Source organism: Rouxiella sp. Mn2063 (assembly GCF_049319665.1).
Taxonomy (GTDB): Bacteria; Pseudomonadota; Gammaproteobacteria; order Enterobacterales; family Enterobacteriaceae; genus JBMOUD01.
This window is the reverse complement of record NZ_JBMOUD010000001.1, coordinates 85179-102840: the sequence shown is the minus strand read 5'-3', so window position 1 is coordinate 102840 and position 17662 is coordinate 85179. Positions and strand designations below refer to the sequence as shown.

At 49.7% G+C, this 17662-nt stretch carries 14 protein-coding genes; all 14 read right to left on the bottom strand.

Features of this window, described 5'->3' with window-relative positions; all coding sequences use genetic code 11:
- Nucleotides 1-702 precede the first annotated feature (702 nt).
- On the bottom strand, nt 703-2022 hold the full coding sequence (locus ACL9RG_RS00470) for an MFS transporter (protein ID WP_422790606.1): 1320 nt from the start codon (nt 2020-2022) through the stop codon (nt 703-705).
- 312 nt (nt 2023-2334) lie between these two features.
- Entirely contained in the window at nt 2335-2658 is a 324-nt protein-coding gene (locus tag ACL9RG_RS00465) for a DUF883 family protein (protein WP_422790605.1), read from the bottom strand.
- A 235-nt stretch (nt 2659-2893) separates the two neighbouring features.
- Complete coding sequence (gene nuoN / locus ACL9RG_RS00460) at nt 2894-4357, bottom strand: NADH-quinone oxidoreductase subunit NuoN (RefSeq protein WP_422790604.1); 1464 nt, start codon at nt 4355-4357, stop codon at nt 2894-2896.
- A gap of 6 nt (nt 4358-4363) precedes the next feature.
- The gene (nuoM, locus tag ACL9RG_RS00455; protein ID WP_422790603.1) at nt 4364-5893 is read right to left on the bottom strand and encodes an NADH-quinone oxidoreductase subunit M; all 1530 of its coding nucleotides are present in this window, start codon (nt 5891-5893) and stop codon (nt 4364-4366) included.
- A 101-nt stretch (nt 5894-5994) separates the two neighbouring features.
- The gene (gene nuoL, locus ACL9RG_RS00450; RefSeq protein ID WP_422790602.1) at nt 5995-7839 is read right to left on the bottom strand and encodes an NADH-quinone oxidoreductase subunit L; all 1845 of its coding nucleotides are present in this window, start codon (nt 7837-7839) and stop codon (nt 5995-5997) included.
- Nucleotides 7836-8138 (bottom strand): NADH-quinone oxidoreductase subunit NuoK, encoded by a 303-nt coding sequence (gene nuoK / locus ACL9RG_RS00445; RefSeq protein ID WP_422790601.1) that lies wholly within the window; start codon nt 8136-8138, stop codon nt 7836-7838. The genes nuoL and nuoK overlap by 4 nt, the downstream gene beginning before the upstream one ends.
- Nucleotides 8135-8689, bottom strand: coding sequence for an NADH-quinone oxidoreductase subunit J (gene nuoJ / locus ACL9RG_RS00440; RefSeq protein ID WP_422790600.1), 555 nt, complete (start codon nt 8687-8689; stop codon nt 8135-8137). The genes nuoK and nuoJ overlap by 4 nt, the downstream gene beginning before the upstream one ends.
- Before the next feature lie 12 nt (nt 8690-8701).
- A complete protein-coding gene (gene nuoI / locus ACL9RG_RS00435; RefSeq protein ID WP_422790599.1) occupies nt 8702-9244 on the bottom strand; it encodes an NADH-quinone oxidoreductase subunit NuoI in 543 nt (180 codons plus the stop codon).
- A 19-nt stretch (nt 9245-9263) separates the two neighbouring features.
- Nucleotides 9264-10250, bottom strand: coding sequence for an NADH-quinone oxidoreductase subunit NuoH (nuoH, locus tag ACL9RG_RS00430; protein WP_422790598.1), 987 nt, complete (start codon nt 10248-10250; stop codon nt 9264-9266).
- On the bottom strand, nt 10247-12973 hold the full coding sequence (nuoG, locus tag ACL9RG_RS00425) for an NADH-quinone oxidoreductase subunit NuoG (protein WP_422790597.1): 2727 nt from the start codon (nt 12971-12973) through the stop codon (nt 10247-10249). The genes nuoH and nuoG overlap by 4 nt, the downstream gene beginning before the upstream one ends.
- Nucleotides 12974-13127: 154 nt before the next feature.
- The gene (gene nuoF / locus ACL9RG_RS00420) at nt 13128-14492 is read right to left on the bottom strand and encodes an NADH-quinone oxidoreductase subunit NuoF (protein ID WP_422790596.1); all 1365 of its coding nucleotides are present in this window, start codon (nt 14490-14492) and stop codon (nt 13128-13130) included.
- Nucleotides 14489-15037, bottom strand: a complete 549-nt coding sequence (nuoE, locus tag ACL9RG_RS00415) for an NADH-quinone oxidoreductase subunit NuoE (RefSeq protein ID WP_422790595.1) — start codon at nt 15035-15037, stop codon at nt 14489-14491. The genes nuoF and nuoE overlap by 4 nt, the downstream gene beginning before the upstream one ends.
- Nucleotides 15038-15039: 2 nt before the next feature.
- Nucleotides 15040-16839, bottom strand: coding sequence for an NADH-quinone oxidoreductase subunit C/D (gene nuoC, locus ACL9RG_RS00410; protein WP_422790594.1), 1800 nt, complete (start codon nt 16837-16839; stop codon nt 15040-15042).
- Nucleotides 16840-16969: 130 nt separating this feature from the next.
- On the bottom strand, nt 16970-17644 hold the full coding sequence (locus tag ACL9RG_RS00405; RefSeq protein ID WP_422790593.1) for a NuoB/complex I 20 kDa subunit family protein: 675 nt from the start codon (nt 17642-17644) through the stop codon (nt 16970-16972).
- Between the last annotated feature and the right edge of the window lie 18 nt (nt 17645-17662).

Genomic DNA, 17662 nt, shown 5'->3' with positions numbered 1-17662 from the left:
CGGGCTGGTTTTTAGAAAACCAGCGGAAAATAACACAATATAATTTCTGGTTTTATAAGCAATGACCGTGCTTTTTTCGGTTATTAGAACCAGAAAAGTGGATTTTTCGGCTTATCAAATGCAGTGTTCAATGTAACATTGCAGCCTAAGCCGCCTTAAGGGTAGCGCGCTACCCTTAAGAATCCCGCGCTTTTTTGATACTTCAATATCCAGTTCAGTGGCGGCCATGTTTCAGCTACCGCAACGACAGGCGCAAATTTCATGGCTCCGCCATCCCCTCCTCGGATTCAAGCCAGCTCAATAAAACCTTCGCCGTCTCTCCATCGCTCGTCAGTGAAATTTTGAGTGCGCCACCAAACTTTTACTTCAAAAGCTAAACTGCCTTTGCTTCTGTCTTGTTGCTGTTGATTTAAAAGCCGCTAAGCGCACTCAAAATGCCACCGGTGGAGTGGTGAAAGACAATGGAACTATCGTTGGCTTGAACCCGGAGGCGGGAAGCCCGGAGGGCTGGCATTTACGCTATCACAGAAGCTACTGAAACATGGCCTCCACTGGACTGGGAGTTAATGTTTGAAAGGGCGCAGGATCGCAAAGGAACGCGCCTTCGTTCCTTTGCTCGATTCCGGCTGCGTGGTCACATTGAACACCGCATTTGAGAAACCGAAATATTCACCGTTTCATTTTAAAAATCCCAGCGTTGATTCAAACGCCAGCCCTCGTCGCCGAAGAAATGGCCCGCTCCCGTGAGGTAATCCTCGGTAACACTAATACCGCGATCAACCCGCACACTGCGGCGATTGAGAGCCATACGCCCGGCATTGCTTTATTCCCAGTGACATGAATCATATAACTCGATATTGCCGGGGTGAAACCACCAAAAATAGCGGTAGCCAGGCTATATGCCATCGAGAAGCCCGTTGCGCGGACTTCAGCAGGCATCAATTCGGTCAGGGCCACAACCATCGCTGAGTTATAACTGGCATACATAAATGATAACCACAGCTCAACTTCAATCAAACGAGCAAAGCTTGGTGCACCGACAAGCCAATTTAGCGCGGGGTAAGACGTCACGAGAATCAACGCACTGAATACAATCAGCAATGGGCGGCGACCAACTTTATCCGAAAACGCCCCCATCACAGGCAGCCAAAAAAGATTAGAAATCCCCACGCATAAGGTCACGATAAAACTTTGCTGTTCGCTAAATTGCAGCACACTTTTGCCGTAGGTTGGTGTAAAGGCAGTAATCATGTAAAACGATACTGTTGTGGTGACTACCATCAACATGCCGACTAAAACAATCGGCCAGTTAGCACCGACTGAGCGAACAATTTCACTCATTGCAGGGTGACGACGACGCTGTTTGAATTCATCGGTTTCCTCCATCATGCGACGGATCCAAAACAGGAAAGGAACAATCAGGCAACCAATCGCAAAAGGAATACGCCAGCCCCACTCATCCATTAGTGTTTTACCCAGCAGATGATTCAATAACACGCCGAGCAAGGCGGCAAAGACCACAGCAACTTGCTGACTGGCTGATTGCCAACTGACATAAAACCCTTTTTTACCCGGAGGTGCGATTTCAGACAGATAAACCGACACGCCTCCCAGCTCGACACCGGCAGAGAATCCCTGTAGCAGACGCCCGAGTAAAATGAGTACCGGAGCCATCACACCGATACTGTTATATCCCGGTACACAGGCAATAGTCAGCGTACCAAGCGCCATTAGACCAAGCGTGATCAATAGCCCCTTGCGTCTGCCGTGATGGTCGATATAGGCACCGAGTACAATAGCGCCAAGCGGGCGCATCAAGAAACCGGCACCGAAGGTCATTAGGGTCAACATTAATGACGCAAAAGGATTAGAGCCTGGGAAAAAGGTATGAGCAATTGCGCTGGCATAATAACCAAACACCATAAAATCATACATTTCCAGAAAATTGCCGCTAGTGACGCGGAAAATATTAGTTGCCGTTCCTTGTCGAGTACCAACTGAACTACTGCTATGTGATGACATAATGTCGACTCCTGATTTTTATTATCAAGTAGTTAACATTTTTTTATCATTTTTCAGTGTGATCTAACCTGCATTTCCTTGTGGCTTAACGAGCCTTTAGGTAACACAATGTAAATCTAGGAGATTGATTTGATTCGTTTTATTTTTGGATAATCACACTATAGCTAATAGTGGGAACACTGAAGGATAGACAATGAATGTGGAGTTACATTTTAGATTTGGAACTAGAGAGAAAGTACGGATGCTTAAATAATACTTGCCGCCCCATCATCAAAAACGGATAAAAGGCGGCATCTTACTAAAGATATACCCTTAACGTCGTAACAGTAGCCCGATAACTAACCCTACCGCAGCACCAATACCTACGCCCTGCCAAGGTTTCTCGCGCACATAGCTATCGGCATGCTCAGCAAGATCTTTTACCTTTGCACAGCACGAATCTTTGCCAATCGACAGTCGTGACTGCACATCACTTAACGCCTGTTCAGCACGAGATTTAATCTCTTGATACTTTTCATCGGCTTTATCACCAGATGATTTCAGGACTTCTTCTAGTGTTTCACTGAGCATTCTCAGATCATCATCTAAAGAGCTTTGCTGTGCTTCAAATTGTTGTGATTTAGATTGGGTGGGCATTGTTATCTCCTTGTCTTGTCATTAATACAACGCCTATTAACCCTAGCGTAAATTTCGATATTACGCTTTGTGGAATATTGGCATCAGGATAATTAATTGCCTTTTAAGAACGTTCTGACACTTTTCGAGCGTTGCCCGCGAAGCCATTTAATTGCACTTATTTTGAGCTCAATGCACAAAAAAGCCGCCCATCTAAGATGGGCGGCTTATTCACTTCGCAACTACGCTGTATCTATTAGAACAACGGCTGTGCCATTTGAACTATGTTGATCAGCGGTTGTGGGTAAACACCGAATACTACAACTAAGATGGCAGAAATGAGTACCACGATACCACCGGCAGTTAATGCCCAGTTGTTTGGGGTATCACGCTGCAGACTCGCTGGGGCACTCAAGAACAAACTGACAGTAACGCGCAGGTAATAATAAATACCAATCGCACTACCTGCCACGACAGCACCAGTCAGCCACCACAGATGTGCAGTCACACCCGTTGCCAGCACGTAGAATTTACCGATAAAGCCGAGTGTCAGCGGGATACCAGCCAGTGACAACATCATCGTTGTCATAACTGCTGCCAAAATCGGCTTATGCCAGAACAAACCACGGTAAGAGAACAGAGATTCAGCATCTGCGCCCCCGCCTTTGTAAGGGCTGGACATCAGGCTAACCACACCGAATGCACCTACGGTAGTGAACAGATAACCCGCTAAGTAAACGCCAACGGTTTCCATCGACAATACGTGTGTTTGTACGGCTACCAATGCCACCAGCAGATAACCCAAGTGAGCAATAGAAGAGTAGCCCAGCATGCGCTTGATGTTGCTTTGGCTCAGCGCCATCAAGTTACCAACCAGAATCGAGCAGAAGGCAATGATGCCCAGCACCAGGCGGATTGAATGGTTTTCTGCCACAGGCACGTAGAGGAATAAACGCATGACCACTGCAAAAATCGCAATCTTGCTGGCGGTAGCCAGGAAGGTTGAAACAGGTGCAGGTGCGCCTTGATAAACGTCTGGCGTCCACAGGTGGAAAGGAACCAACGACAGTTTAAAGCCAAGACCAACAATCATCAGTCCTACGCCTGCCAACAATAACGGCTGGTGAACGGCTGAATCGGCCAAGCTTTTGCCCAATGCAACGAAAGACAAATCGCCAGATTGTGCATACACCAACGCCATACCAAACAGCAGGAACGATGATGCTGCCGCAGACAGAAGCATATATTTGATACTGGCTTCCAGCGAACGGTTGAGGCGGTAAGCGTAACCAACCAGACCAAACAGTGGCAGAGAGATAAGTTCAATCCCTAAGAACAATGAGGCCATATGATTAGCGCAGGCCAGCAAGATGCCGCCCATTGCCGCGATAAGTACCAGCAAGTAGAACTCTTCGCGGTTATCTGGGTAACCCTGCAACCATGGATAGGCAAATGTACTGGTTGCCAAACTGGCCAGCAGTACCAACCCAACGTAGAACATTGAGTAGCCATCAACACGAATCAGCGGAGTAACATCCTGTACACCAGCGTGTCCCACAAAATAAAGTGAAATCAGCGCCAGATTCAGGCCAATTACCGTCAACGTGGCATTAACAAAGTGGTCGCGTCGCCACGCAATGGATAGCATCACTACCACCACAGTCAATCCGACGATCAACAGTGGTGACAGTGCGATCAGATTTTGAGGAGTAATTGTCATGGCGAGTTACGGCCTTGTCGTTGAAATTGATGAAACAGATGATCCGAACCAGTGCTGCACATTACTCATTGCAGCGCTTGAGGTGTCTAGAATCGGTTGTGGGTAAACGCCCAACAACACCAGCAAGACGACCAGCAGCAGGATAATCGACATTTCACGAGCGGTCATACCTTGCAGAGGTTCTTCAGATTTTGGCGCGCCGTAATAAGCACGTTGCATCATGATCAGAGAGTAAACTGAAGCGAAGACCAGAGCGAAAGTAATGATAACCGTGATCGTCGGCACCAGAGGGAAGCTGCCGAACAGGATCATGAATTCACCGACGAAGTTCCCTGTCCCCGGCATACCAAGGTTGGCAACCGCAAAGAACAGCGCCAATGCTGGCAGGTATTTAATTCTTCCCCACAAGCCGCCCATTTGACGTAAATCACGAGTATGCAGACGCTCGTAAATCTGACCACAGATAATGAACAGACCAGATGCAGACAGACCGTGAGCAATCATCTGAATTACCGCACCTTGGTAAGCCAACTGGCTACCGGTGAAGATGGCAATCAGTACGAAGCCCATATGCGAGATACTGGTGTAAGCAATCAGGCGCTTGATATCGGTTTGTGAGAAAGCCATCCACGCACCGTAGAAGATACCGATAACACCTAACCACATTGCAATAGGTGCAAACTCGTGTGAAGCATTCGGGAAGAACGGCAAGCTAAAACGCAACAGACCATAAGCTGCGGTTTTCAGCAAAATACCTGCCAGGTCAACAGAACCCGCGGTTGGCGCCTGACTGTGTGCATCTGGCAACCAGCCGTGTAATGGAACAACCGGCATTTTCACCGCGAAGGCGATAAAGAAGCCCAGCATCAATACATATTCAACATTATGTGACATTGGCGTTTTCAGCAGTTGTTCATAGCTGAAAGTCCACACGCCTGTTGCGTTGAAATGTACAAATACCAAACCAAGGATCGCCACCAACATAATCAAGCCGCTGGCTTGCGTATAGATGAAGAATTTGGTTGCGGCACTGATACGGGTTTTGCCGTCCGATCCTTTATGGCCCCAAAGTGCGATCAGGAAGTACATCGGTACCAGCATCATCTCCCAGAAGAAGAAGAAGAGGAACATGTCGATGGACAAGAACACCCCGATAACGCCGCCGAGGATCCACAGCATATTCAGGTGGAAGAACCCCTGATGCTTTTGAATCTCACGCCATGAACAGAGTATCGCAAGAATACCGAGCAACCCGGTCAAGACCACCATCAGCAGTGACAAGCCATCTAAAGCCAGATGGAAGCTAATGCCGAAACGCGGGATCCACGGCAGTTCAAACTCTGACTGCCACTGAGGAATACCTTTAGGTGTTGCTAGTGTATAGCCTCCCTGCAACCACAATTGCAGGGAAAGGGCTAAGGTCAACCCCATTGCAATTAAGGCGATCCAGCGCGGTACTTTGCTACCGATGCGCTCAGACTGCCAACATAACAGCCCGCCAATGAAGGGGATAAGAAGTAGCCAAGGTAATAGCATGGCAATATGTGTCCCTATTTGAATAAACTTAAAACTTGCTACCGGGTGTCTTTGGTCGCATAGGCTCCTGCCACCCGGTACCGTTTACAATGTGTTATTCATTAAACAATTAACAACAGCGCCAGAACGACCACTGCACCCAATCCCATCGACGCGACATACCAACGCGTTTGACCATTCTCACTCAACGTCAGCCCACGGTTACCCAAACGGGAAACCAGCGCTGGCAAGTTCATCACCGAGTTGAGCGGATCGCGTTTCAGCAGATACGCCACGGCAAGGTACGGCTTAACAAAGACCTTGTCGTACAACCAGTCGAAGCCCCAGGCATGGAACCACCACACCGTGAAGAAACGGCCAGGTGCGCTCTTAGCAATGCTGTTAACCAGTGAACGTTTACCAAGGTAAAGTGCCGCAGCCAGCAAGATACCGACGATAGCTACGATGCCTGAGGCGATTTTCAGCGTCAGCTCGCTACCGTGAGCCAAATCTGTGGTTTCAGGCAATACGCCTTTCAACGGTGGCACAATCAGCGCGCCAACGAAGGTAGACAATACCAACAGAACCAACAGTGGCAGATGGTGAGTAATACCTTTACCCGCATGTGCTTTAATCTTCTCTTCGCCATGGAACACGATGAAAATCATACGGAAGGTATACAGAGAGGTCATGAATGCACCGGCCAGGCCAGCAACCATCAGATTCAAATGGCCATTTGCCCAAGCACCCGCCAAGATCTCATCCTTACTGAAGAAGCCGGATGTGATAAGTGGCAAGGCAGACAACGCCGCGCCACCGACCAGGAAGCAGACATATACCAGAGGGATAGACTTACGCAGCCCACCCATTTTGAAAATGTTTTGCTCGTGGTGACAGGCAAGAATGACCGAACCAGATGAGAGGAACAGTAACGCTTTAAAGAACGCATGAGTCATCAGGTGGAAAATTGCTGCATCCCAAGCTTGCACGCCTAACGCCAAGAACATGTAGCCGATTTGGCTCATAGTCGAGTACGCGAGAACACGCTTGATATCGGTTTGCACCAACGCAGCAAAACCTGCCAACACTAAGGTGACAGCACCGATAACACCAACCAGATGCAGAATCTCTGGCGCCATCAGGAACAGGCCATGAGTACGAGCAATCAAATAAACGCCCGCGGTTACCATGGTTGCGGCGTGGATCAATGCAGATACTGGCGTTGGACCCGCCATCGCGTCTGCTAACCACGTTTGCAATGGCAACTGCGCCGATTTACCGACTGCGCCGCCAAGCAACATCAAGGTCGCCCAAGTAATTGCCGTATCGCCAACCGCCAGTTTTTGCGGTGCCAATATCATCAGCTCACGAATGTTCAGGGTGCCCAGTTCGCGATAAAGGATAAACAGTGCGAAAGCCAGGAACACGTCACCCACGCGAGTCACGATAAAGGCTTTCATCGCCGCAGCGCCATTAGCTGGATTGGTGTAGTAGAAACCGATCAGCAGGTAGCTACACAGCCCCACCCCTTCCCAACCGAGATACATCAGCATCAAGTTATCAGCCAGCACCAGAACAACCATGCTGGCAATAAACAAGTTGGTGTAAGCGAAGAAGCGAGAATAGCCCTCTTCACCACGCATGTACCATGACGCGAACATGTGGATGAAGAAACCAACGCCGGTAACGACAGACAACATGGTCAGTGACAGACCATCTAATGTCAGCGTGGCGGCGATATTGAAATCGCCAACGCTCATCCAGTTCCAGAGGTTCTGGCTAAACGCTTCTCCCGCCGCTTTATGGCTCAGGAAATCAACGGCGGCATAGATAGTCACCAATGCTGCAAAGCCGATTGAACCAACACCTACAGTTGCTGAAGTATTCTCAGACCAGCGGCCGCGTGAAAAGGCCAATAAGAGAAAGCCAATCAGCGGGAACAGTATTGTTAAATATAATAGGTTCATCCGTGCATCTCACTGATAGTGTCAATATTCAGGGTATGACGACGACGGTAGAGCTGTAGCAACAACGCCAGACCAATACTGGCCTCCGCTGCGGCTAAGCTAATTGCCAGGATATACATCACCTGTGCATCTGCCTGCCCCCAATAGCTACCGGCAACGATAAATGCCAGCGCTGCCGCATTGATCATCACTTCAAGGCTTATCAACATAAACAGCAGATTACGACGGACTAACAGACCGGTAAGCCCTAACACGAACAAAATAGCCGCCAGAATTAGGCCATGCTGTAGAGGGATCATGCTCTCTCCTCCGTTTTTCTCTTCGCCATTTCACTGCCAGGTGCGGTATTCAATACTTCACCCGGTTTGTGTTCACGGCCAATATGGAAGGCAACCACCAACCCTGCAAGAAGCAACATTGACGCCAATTCCACTGCCAATACATAAGGCCCAAACAGGCTAATGCCGACCGCTTTAGCATCAACAATCGTGCCTTTAATTTCGCTGCCCGGAAGACCGTGGATAGACGCGATAATGACGGCGAGTAACACCAACGCCAGAATCGAGGGTCCGATCCAGGTAGAAGGCTTCAGCCATGCGCGTTCCTGCTCTTGGACATTACCCAAGTTGAGCATCATCACCACAAATACGAACAGCACCATAATGGCCCCGGCGTACACAACGATTTCCAACGCACCGGCAAAATAGGCGCCGAGCGAGAAGAACACCGCAGCGATGGCTAACAGTGAAACAATGAGGTACAGCAGTGCATGCACCGGATTGGTATGCGTTATTACGCGCAACGTCGCCAACACGGCCACCAAGGCTGCAATATAAAATGCAAATTCCATGCTTGCGGCTCCTTAAGGCATCAGGCCTTTGACGTTGATCGGTTTGGCTTCATTTTCTGCATCGCCTTTCGACTTGCCGTCAATTGCCATACCGGCCATCCGGTAGAAGTTATATTCCGGATATTTACCCGGACCAGAAATCAGCAAATCTTCTTTCTCGTATACCAAGTCCTGACGCTTAAACTCGCCCAGCTCGAAATCCGGTGTTAACTGGATAGCGGTAGTAGGACAAGCTTCTTCACACAGGCCGCAAAAAATACAGCGAGAGAAGTTGATGCGGAAGAACTCTGGATACCAGCGACCGTCTTTCATCTCGGCTTTCTGTAGTGAAATACAGCCAACCGGACAAGCAACAGCACACAGGTTACAAGCTACGCAACGCTCTTCACCGTCTGGATCGCGAGTTAACACGATGCGCCCACGGTAACGAGGCGGCAAATAAACCGGCTCTTCCGGGTACATCAGCGTTTCGCGCTTGGAGAATGTGTGCAGCCCGATCATCCACAGGCTACGAACCTGGGTACCAAAGCCGACGAGTAACTCTTTCAATGTCATGGTTTTTCGCCCCAATTATTTACGGCAAAGAGTGCGCGTTGTACAAAATGACCGCAGCGGTCGCCAGCAGGTTCAATAACGTCAGCGGCAGGCAGATTTTCCAGCCGAATGACATAACCTGGTCATAGCGAGGACGCGGCAATGCTGCACGGATCAAAATGAACATCACCATGAAGAAGGCAGTTTTCAGCGCGAACCAAATAAACGGAGGCAAGAATGGACCCTGCCAGCCGCCGAAGAACAGCGTCACGATCAGTGCAGAAACGGTCACAATCCCGATGTATTCACCGACAAAGAACAGACCGAACTTCATGCCGGAATATTCGATGTGATAACCATCAGACAACTCTTGCTCAGCTTCTGGTTGGTCAAATGGATGACGGTGACACACGGCCACACCGGCAATCGCAAAGGTTAAGAAGCCAAAGAATTGCGGGATGATGTTCCACATATGCGCTTGTGAAATCACAATGTCTTGCAGATTGAATGAACCTGCCTGAGCAACAACACCCATCATTGATAGACCGAGGAACACTTCATAGCTCAGCGTCTGGGCCGAAGCACGTACCGCACCTAATAACGAGTATTTGTTGTTACTTGACCAACCTGCAAATAACACACCATAAACTGCCAGGCCTGCCATCATCAGGAAGAACAAAATACCGATATTAAGGTTCGCGCCGTACCAAGTCGGTGCAACAGGAACGATAGCGAATGCTGCCAGCATTGAGCTGAAAGCGATCATCGGTGCCAGCGTAAAGATCATGCGATCGGTAAAGCGCGGCACCCAGTCCTCTTTAAAGAACATTTTGATCATGTCGGCAACTAATTGCAGTGAGCCGCCCCAACCGACACGGTTTGGTCCGTATCGGTTTTGGAACAGGCCAAGCAAGCGACGTTCAGCAAAACTCATAAACGCACCAACGCCGACAACCACAAGCAAAATCACCACCGCTTTAACGACGGCAATAATTGTTTCGATCACTTCCGGTGTAAACCAACTCATCGGGTTGCCTCCCGCAGATTTTCAATCGTTGCGCCCACCAGCACCGGAGGAATACCCGGTAAGCCCAGTGGTAAACCTAGCTGCCCTTGATTAAGGGTGGCGCTCAGACGAACAGGCAACGTCAGGGTTTGACCTGCACAGGTAAACTCAACCTGCGTTCCTTGATTGACACCGAGAGCGGCCGCATCTTCTGGGTTAACCATGACGTAGGCTTGCGGCATACGGCTTTGGATAACAGCAGAACGTTGTGACATCTCTTCACTACCAAACAGGTGGTAGTAAGGCGCAACACGCCAGTGTTGATTGCCAGCAACGAAAGCAGCAGGAATTTGAGTAAAGTACTCAAGACTCCCCTCACCCGCTTCGATCAGACGCACACCTGGATCACCGTGACGCAGCTTGCCACCCACTTCGCTCTGGAATTTGTTCCAGGCTTGTGGTGAGTTCCAACCTGGAGCCCAGGCAAATGGAATCTGCTGACGATTAGCGGTTGGGCTGTTGTTCCCTTCCATTGAGAAGGCAAACATAGTGTCTTTATCTTGTGGCTGACGCGGCTCATGTACGCTGATATTAGCGCGCATAGCGGTACGACCACTGGAACGATGCGGAGAACGCGCCAGTTTTTGACCACGGATACGGAAACTAGCATCTGGAGCCGCATCAACAATACCCTGCAATTGTGGCAGTTCGTTAACACAAGCGGCGATGACATGATCCAACTGTGTCCAGTCGATTTCGCGGCTGTTGATCGTTGATTCCAGAGAATGCAACCAACGCCAGCTTTCGAGCATGCTGACTGTCGTATCGTAGTAGGCAGGATCATAAACCTGGAAGAAGCGCTGAGCGCGACCTTCCTGATTGACCAGTGTACCGTCACTCTCTGCAAAACTCGCAGCAGGCAGGATCAAACGCGCTTTATCCATAATGCTGGTACGTTGATGATCAAGCACTAACAGGTTTTTAACCTTATCAAGTGCAGAGTCAACTTTAGCCAATGGCGCATGACGATAAAGATCATTTTCCATCACGATGGCGCTATCAACACCGCCGGCTTCCAACACATTAAGTGCATCATCTAGCGAGCCGCCGCCCATCATTGCCAAGCCGATGCTGTTAGCAGAGGAAGCAACGAAGGTAATGCCGACATCCAGACCACGGACTTTCAACGCTTTAGCAACGTTAGCGGCAGCCGCAATAATCGCATCACTACCTGCATTGCTACCGGTGATGATTAACGGTTTTCTTGCTCCGGTCAGCGCTTGTACGATGACATCAACTTTCTTATTTAGCCCTTCAGCCAAATCCGTCACCGCAGGCGCAGATGAATCAATAGCATTGGCGATAGCAAAGCCAAAACGTGCTTGTTCATCCACCGGCGCGCGATAGTTGTAAGCGGCGATGTCGTCGAGTTTGGTGTTATCAACGTTAGTGATAAACAGCGGATGCTTAGAATGCTGGCCAATGTTTTGTATTGCAGCAATCTGCCAGTCTGCAACGCGCTGCGCCGCAGCCATTGCACGAGCTTTGCCTTTCACAGCCTGACGAACGGACAGCGCAATACGCGCACCGGTTTGCGTCAAGTCTTCACCCAACACCAACACGGCATCATATTCTTCAATTTCGCGCAGCGCTGGCGTGTGAACACCGCTGTTTTTCAACACATTGAGCATCAAGTCAAGACGACCCTGCTCTTGTGCGCTGATACCGGTATAAAAGTTCTCAGCACCAACGAGTTGACGCAATGCGAAGTTACTTTCCAGGCTGGCACGCGGCGAACCGATACCGATAGTTTTCTCTGCCTGACGCAGAATATCGGCAGCACCTTGCATCGCCTGCTCGGCATTAAGCTCGATCCAGTCATTACCACGGCGTTGCTGTGGTTTTTTAGGACGATCTTTCAGATTAACGTAACCATAACCAAAGCGACCACGGTCACAAAGGAAGTAGTGGTTTACGGTACCGTTGTAACGGTTTTCGATACGGCGTAATTCACCGTAGCGCTCACCAGGGCTGGTATTACAGCCTACGCTGCACTGATGGCACACGCTTGGGGCAAACTGCATGTCCCATTTACGGTTATAGCGCTCAGAATGCGTTTTATCGGTGAACACACCGGTTGGACAGACTTCAACCAGGTTACCCGAGAATTCGCTTTCCAGCGGACCGTCTTCTGGGCGACCAAAGTAGACGTTGTCATGCGCACCATAAACACCCAAATCAGTACCGTCAGCATAATCCTTGTAATAACGGACGCAGCGATAACAGGCGATACAACGGTTCATTTCGTGAGAAATAAACGGACCGAGGTCTTGGTTGTTATGAGTACGTTTGGTGAAGCGGTAACGGCGCATACTGTGGCCGGTCATCACTGTCATATCCTGCAGATGACAGTTCCCCCCTTCCTCACAGACTGGGCAGTCGTGAGGGTGATTAGTCATTAACCACTCAACCACGCTTTCACGGAACTGTTTGGCTTCCTGATCGTCGATGGAAATAAAGGTTCCATCAGACGCAGGCGTCATACATGACATCACCAAACGACCGCGAGTATCTTCCGCGTTTTGGTATTGCTTAACCGCACATTGGCGGCAAGCGCCGACGCTTCCTAGCGCCGGATGCCAGCAAAAATAAGGAATATCAAGGCCAAGAGAGAGGCAAGCCTGTAGAAGGTTGTCCGCTCCGTTAACATCGTATTCTTTGCCGTCTACATGAATCGTAGCCATAGTCAGCATGCTTCCATGAGGCCCACTTTATCGCGGGCGTTAATCAAAAATTCTGGCCGGGTTGGTGATTATCAGTTTGGCAACCTGCCCCTAATACAGGGCTTATCTCTTTTTAGCGGGCTCACCGTCCGCCAATAGTTGCCTTAACGACTAATTACCAACGCTCTTTAAGCAGGTTATTCGGCTGAATACCGCCAATACTGCGTGCGTTGTTGTAAACCTGTTTGGCTATTCCGGCTTCAAACTCGCCGCGGAAGTACTTGATCGCACTTTGCAGCGGTTCAACAGCACCCGGCGCATGAGCACAGAACGTTTTACCCGGGCCAAGTTGGCGGCAAAGTTGCTCAAGGGTTTCAATATCCCCTGGCTGACCTTCGCCACGCTCAAGTGCGCGCAATATTTTGACGCTCCACGGCAATCCGTCGCGGCACGGCGTACACCAGCCACAGGATTCACGAGCAAAGAACTCTTCCAGGTTACGCACCAGCGATACCATGCCAATCTCATGGTCCACCGCCATTGCCAACGCAGTACCTAAACGGCTGCCAGCTTTACCAATGGTGCCGAATTCCATCGGCAAATCGAGGTGTTGTTCAGTCAGGAAGTCAGTCCCTGCACCGCCTGGCTGCCAGGCTTTAAATTTCAGCCCATCGCGCATGCCGCCGGCATAATCTTCAAGAATTTCGCGCGCGGTAGTACCGAAAGGTAATTCCCATACGCCAGGGTTCTTCACACGACCTGAGAAGCCCATCATCTTGGTACCAGCGTCTTCACTGGTAGAAATGCCCTTGTACCAGTCAACGCCATTAGCAATGATTGCCGGAACGTTAGACAGGGTTTCGACATTGTTTACGCAGGTTGGCTTGCCCCAGACACCCGCCGAAGCAGGGAAAGGTGGTTTAGAACGTGGGTTAGCACGACGGCCTTCAAGGGAGTTGATCAGCGCCGTTTCTTCACCGCAAATATAGCGGCCCGCACCGGTATGAACCACCAGCTCAAAATCAAAACCGGTACCGAGGATATTTTTACCCAGCAGGCCGGCAGCTTTGGCTTCATCGATAGCACGGCGCAAATTCACTGCCGCTTCGATATATTCGCCGCGCAGGAAGATATAACCGCGGTAAGCTTTCAGTGCGAATGCGCTGATCAGCATACCTTCAACCAGTTGGTGAGGCATTTTTTCCATCAGCAAACGGTCTTTATAGGTGCCCGGCTCCATTTCATCAGCATTACACAGCAGATAACGGATGTTCATGGACTCGTCTTTAGGCATCAGGCTCCACTTCAAACCGGTAGAGAAACCTGCACCGCCACGACCTTTCAGACCAGCATCTTTAACCTGATTAATGATTTCGTCAGGAGCCATGCCTTTCAACGCTTTTTCGGCACCGGCGTAGCCGTTTTTACTACGATATTCATCGATAAAAACAGGCTGACCATCATCACGCATACGCCAAGTCAGCGGGTGCATCTCCGGCGTGCGCTGAATAACTTTTGGGGTAAACCCGTTGATTGTCATGAGTAACGCTCCAGAAGCTCTGCAATTTCTTCAGGCTTCAGATAGCTGTGAGTGTCTTCGTCGATCATCATGGTCGGACTCTTATCACAGTTACCCAGACAACAGGTTGGTAGCAGCGTGAAGCGGCCATCTTCCGTTGTTTCGCCTGGTTTGATCTTCAGCTTTTCTTCAATCGCTGCCTGAATGCCCTGATAGCCGGTGATATGGCACACAACGCTATCGCAATAGCGGATCACATGGCGTCCAACAGGCTGGCGGAAGATTTGGCTATAGAAAGTGGCTACGCCTTCTACATCGCTCGCTGGAATATCAAGAATTTCTGCAATGGCGTAAATAGCGCCATCTGGCACCCAACCACGCTGTTTTTGCACGATCTTCAACGCTTCGATCGACACGGCACGCGCATCTTCGTAGTGGTGCTTTTCATGCTCAATTGCTTCACGTTCCACACTGCTCAGTTCAAACGTTGGCTTTACCGCAGGGGCAGAAACGTTGATGTACTGTAGGTCGGTGTTTTTATCGCCGTTATTTATTAAGTCTGTCATCGTTAGCGGTCCACATCTGACATTACAAAATCGATACTGCCCAGATATACGACCAAGTCGGATACCAGGCTGCCACGGATAACTGACGGGATCTGCTGCAAGTGTGGGAAGCTTGGGGTACGCACGCGAGTACGATAACTCATGGTACTGCCATCGCTGGTCAGGTAGTAGCTGTTGATCCCTTTGGTCGCCTCGATCATCTGGAACGACTCGTTCGCTGGCATCACTGGTCCCCAAGATACTTGCAGGAAGTGAGTGATCAGCGTTTCAATGTGCTGCAACGTCCGCTCTTTTGGCGGGGGCGTAGTCAACGGGTGATCGGCTTTGAATGGGCCTTCTGGCATGTTGTCCAGACACTGTTGCAGAATGCGCAGGCTCTGCCACATCTCTTCAACTTTCAACATCACACGTGAGTAGCAATCGCTGACACCATCGCCGACCGGCACTTCAAAATCGAAGTTCTCATAGCCAGAATATGGGCGCCATTTACGCACATCGAAATCGATACCGGTTGCACGCAGACCTGCGCCAGTGGTACCCCAAGCTAACGCATCTTCTGCGTTGTAAGCCGCGATACCTTTAGCACGAGCAATCAGTACGGTGTTTTTCAGCGCAGCCTTAACATAAGAGTCAAGACGTTTTGGCATCCACTCCAGGAAGTCGCGTAGCAAACGATCCCAGCCTTTTGGCAGGTCATGGGCAACGCCACCGATACGGAACCAAGCCGGGTGCATACGGAAGCCAGTAATCGCTTCCACAACATCATAAATTTTCTGGCGGTCGGTAAAGGCGAAGAAGACCGGTGTCATCGCACCGACGTCTTGAATAAAGGTACTGATGTACAACAAGTGGCTGTTAATACGGAACAGCTCTGACAGCATGACGCGGATGGTGTTTACACGATCGCCAACGGTGATTCCAGCCAGTTTTTCAACCGCCAGCACGTAAGGCATTTCGTTAACACAACCACCAAGGTATTCAATACGGTCAGTGTAGGGAATGTAGCTATGCCAAGACTGGCGTTCGCCCATTTTCTCAGCACCACGATGGTGATAACCGATATCTGGTACGCAGTCGACGATCTCTTCACCATCAAGCTGCATCACAATACGGAATGCACCGTGCGCAGATGGGTGGTTAGGACCGAGGTTAAGGAACATGAAATCTTCGTTTTCAGTGCCGCGCTTCATGCCCCATTCTTCGGGTTTGAAGGTCAGCGCTTCCATTTCCAGATCTTCTTTTTGCTTGGTCAGTTCGAACGGATCGAACTCTGTCGCGCGCGCAGGATAGTCTTTGCGCAGCGGATGTCCTTCCCAAGTCTGCGGCATCATGATACGCGTCAGATGTGGGTGACCATCAAAAGTAATACCAAACATTTCCCAGGTTTCGCGCTCATACCAGTTGGCATTAGCAAAAATCTTGGTCAGTGTTGGCAAATGCAGATCGTTTTCCGCCAGCGCAACCTTGAGCATGATATCGCGGTTACGCTCAATGGAAATCAGGTGATAGAAAACGGAAAAATCCGCGGCCGGTAAACCGTCGCGGTGAGTACGTAAACGCTCATCAACGCCATGCAAATCGTAAAGCATGACATAAGGTTTTGGCGATTTACGTAAGAAGGTAATGATTTCCAGTATCTGTTCGCGTTTTACCCATACCACCGGGATACCGGTACGAGTCGGCTGAACAGTAAAGGCCTCTGGCCCAAAACGGTTACGCAATTCGCCAATAACTGGATCATCAAGATGATCACGAGTTTGCCATGCTGGCTGGGCGAGGTCTTGCGTCGTCAAATCTGTCATATTTTTTCACCACACAAAATGGTCATTTATGCCTAAGGGGAAGAGCGTCACATTTGTTAACTAGTCAAACGGTATATCACCTAGCTACATCGCAAAGATCTTGTTTCTCCCCTCAGGGTTGACGGACAATTTAAATCTCGTCAGGTGTACGCAGGTTAGTCACGGCAATACGTTCTGCGCGCTTACGATCTTTTTCAGATTGCATATTGGCGCGGTAAACGCCCTGTTCACCAACAACCCATGAAAGAGGTCTTCTCTCTTTGCCAATGGACTCTTGCAACAGCAACAATGCCTGCATATAAGCTTCAGGACGTGGTGGGCAACCCGGGATATAAACATCAACCGGCAAGAACTTATCGACACCCTGGACGACTGAGTAGATGTCGTACATGCCACCAGAGTTAGCACAAGCCCCCATGGAGATAACCCATTTAGGTTCAAGCATTTGATCGTACAAACGCTGAATAACTGGTGCCATTTTGGTAAAGCAAGTACCGGCCACAACCATGAAGTCTGCCTGGCGAGGTGAAGCACGGATAACTTCAGAACCAAAGCGCGCAACGTCATGGACAGCGGTGAAAGAGGTAGTCATTTCTACATAACAACATGAAAGACCGAAGTTAAACGGCCATAAAGAGTTTTTACGCCCCCAGTTGACCATGTTATGCATCGCATCTTCGAGTTTCCCCATATACACGCTGCGGCCAACTTCTTGTTCGATAGGATCGGCGACTGTTTCTTTTTTCTGAAGAGGGTAACGGTCGTTCTCACCGTCCGGGTCTATGCGTGTGAGCGTATAGTCCATGTTAATGCCTCACTATAT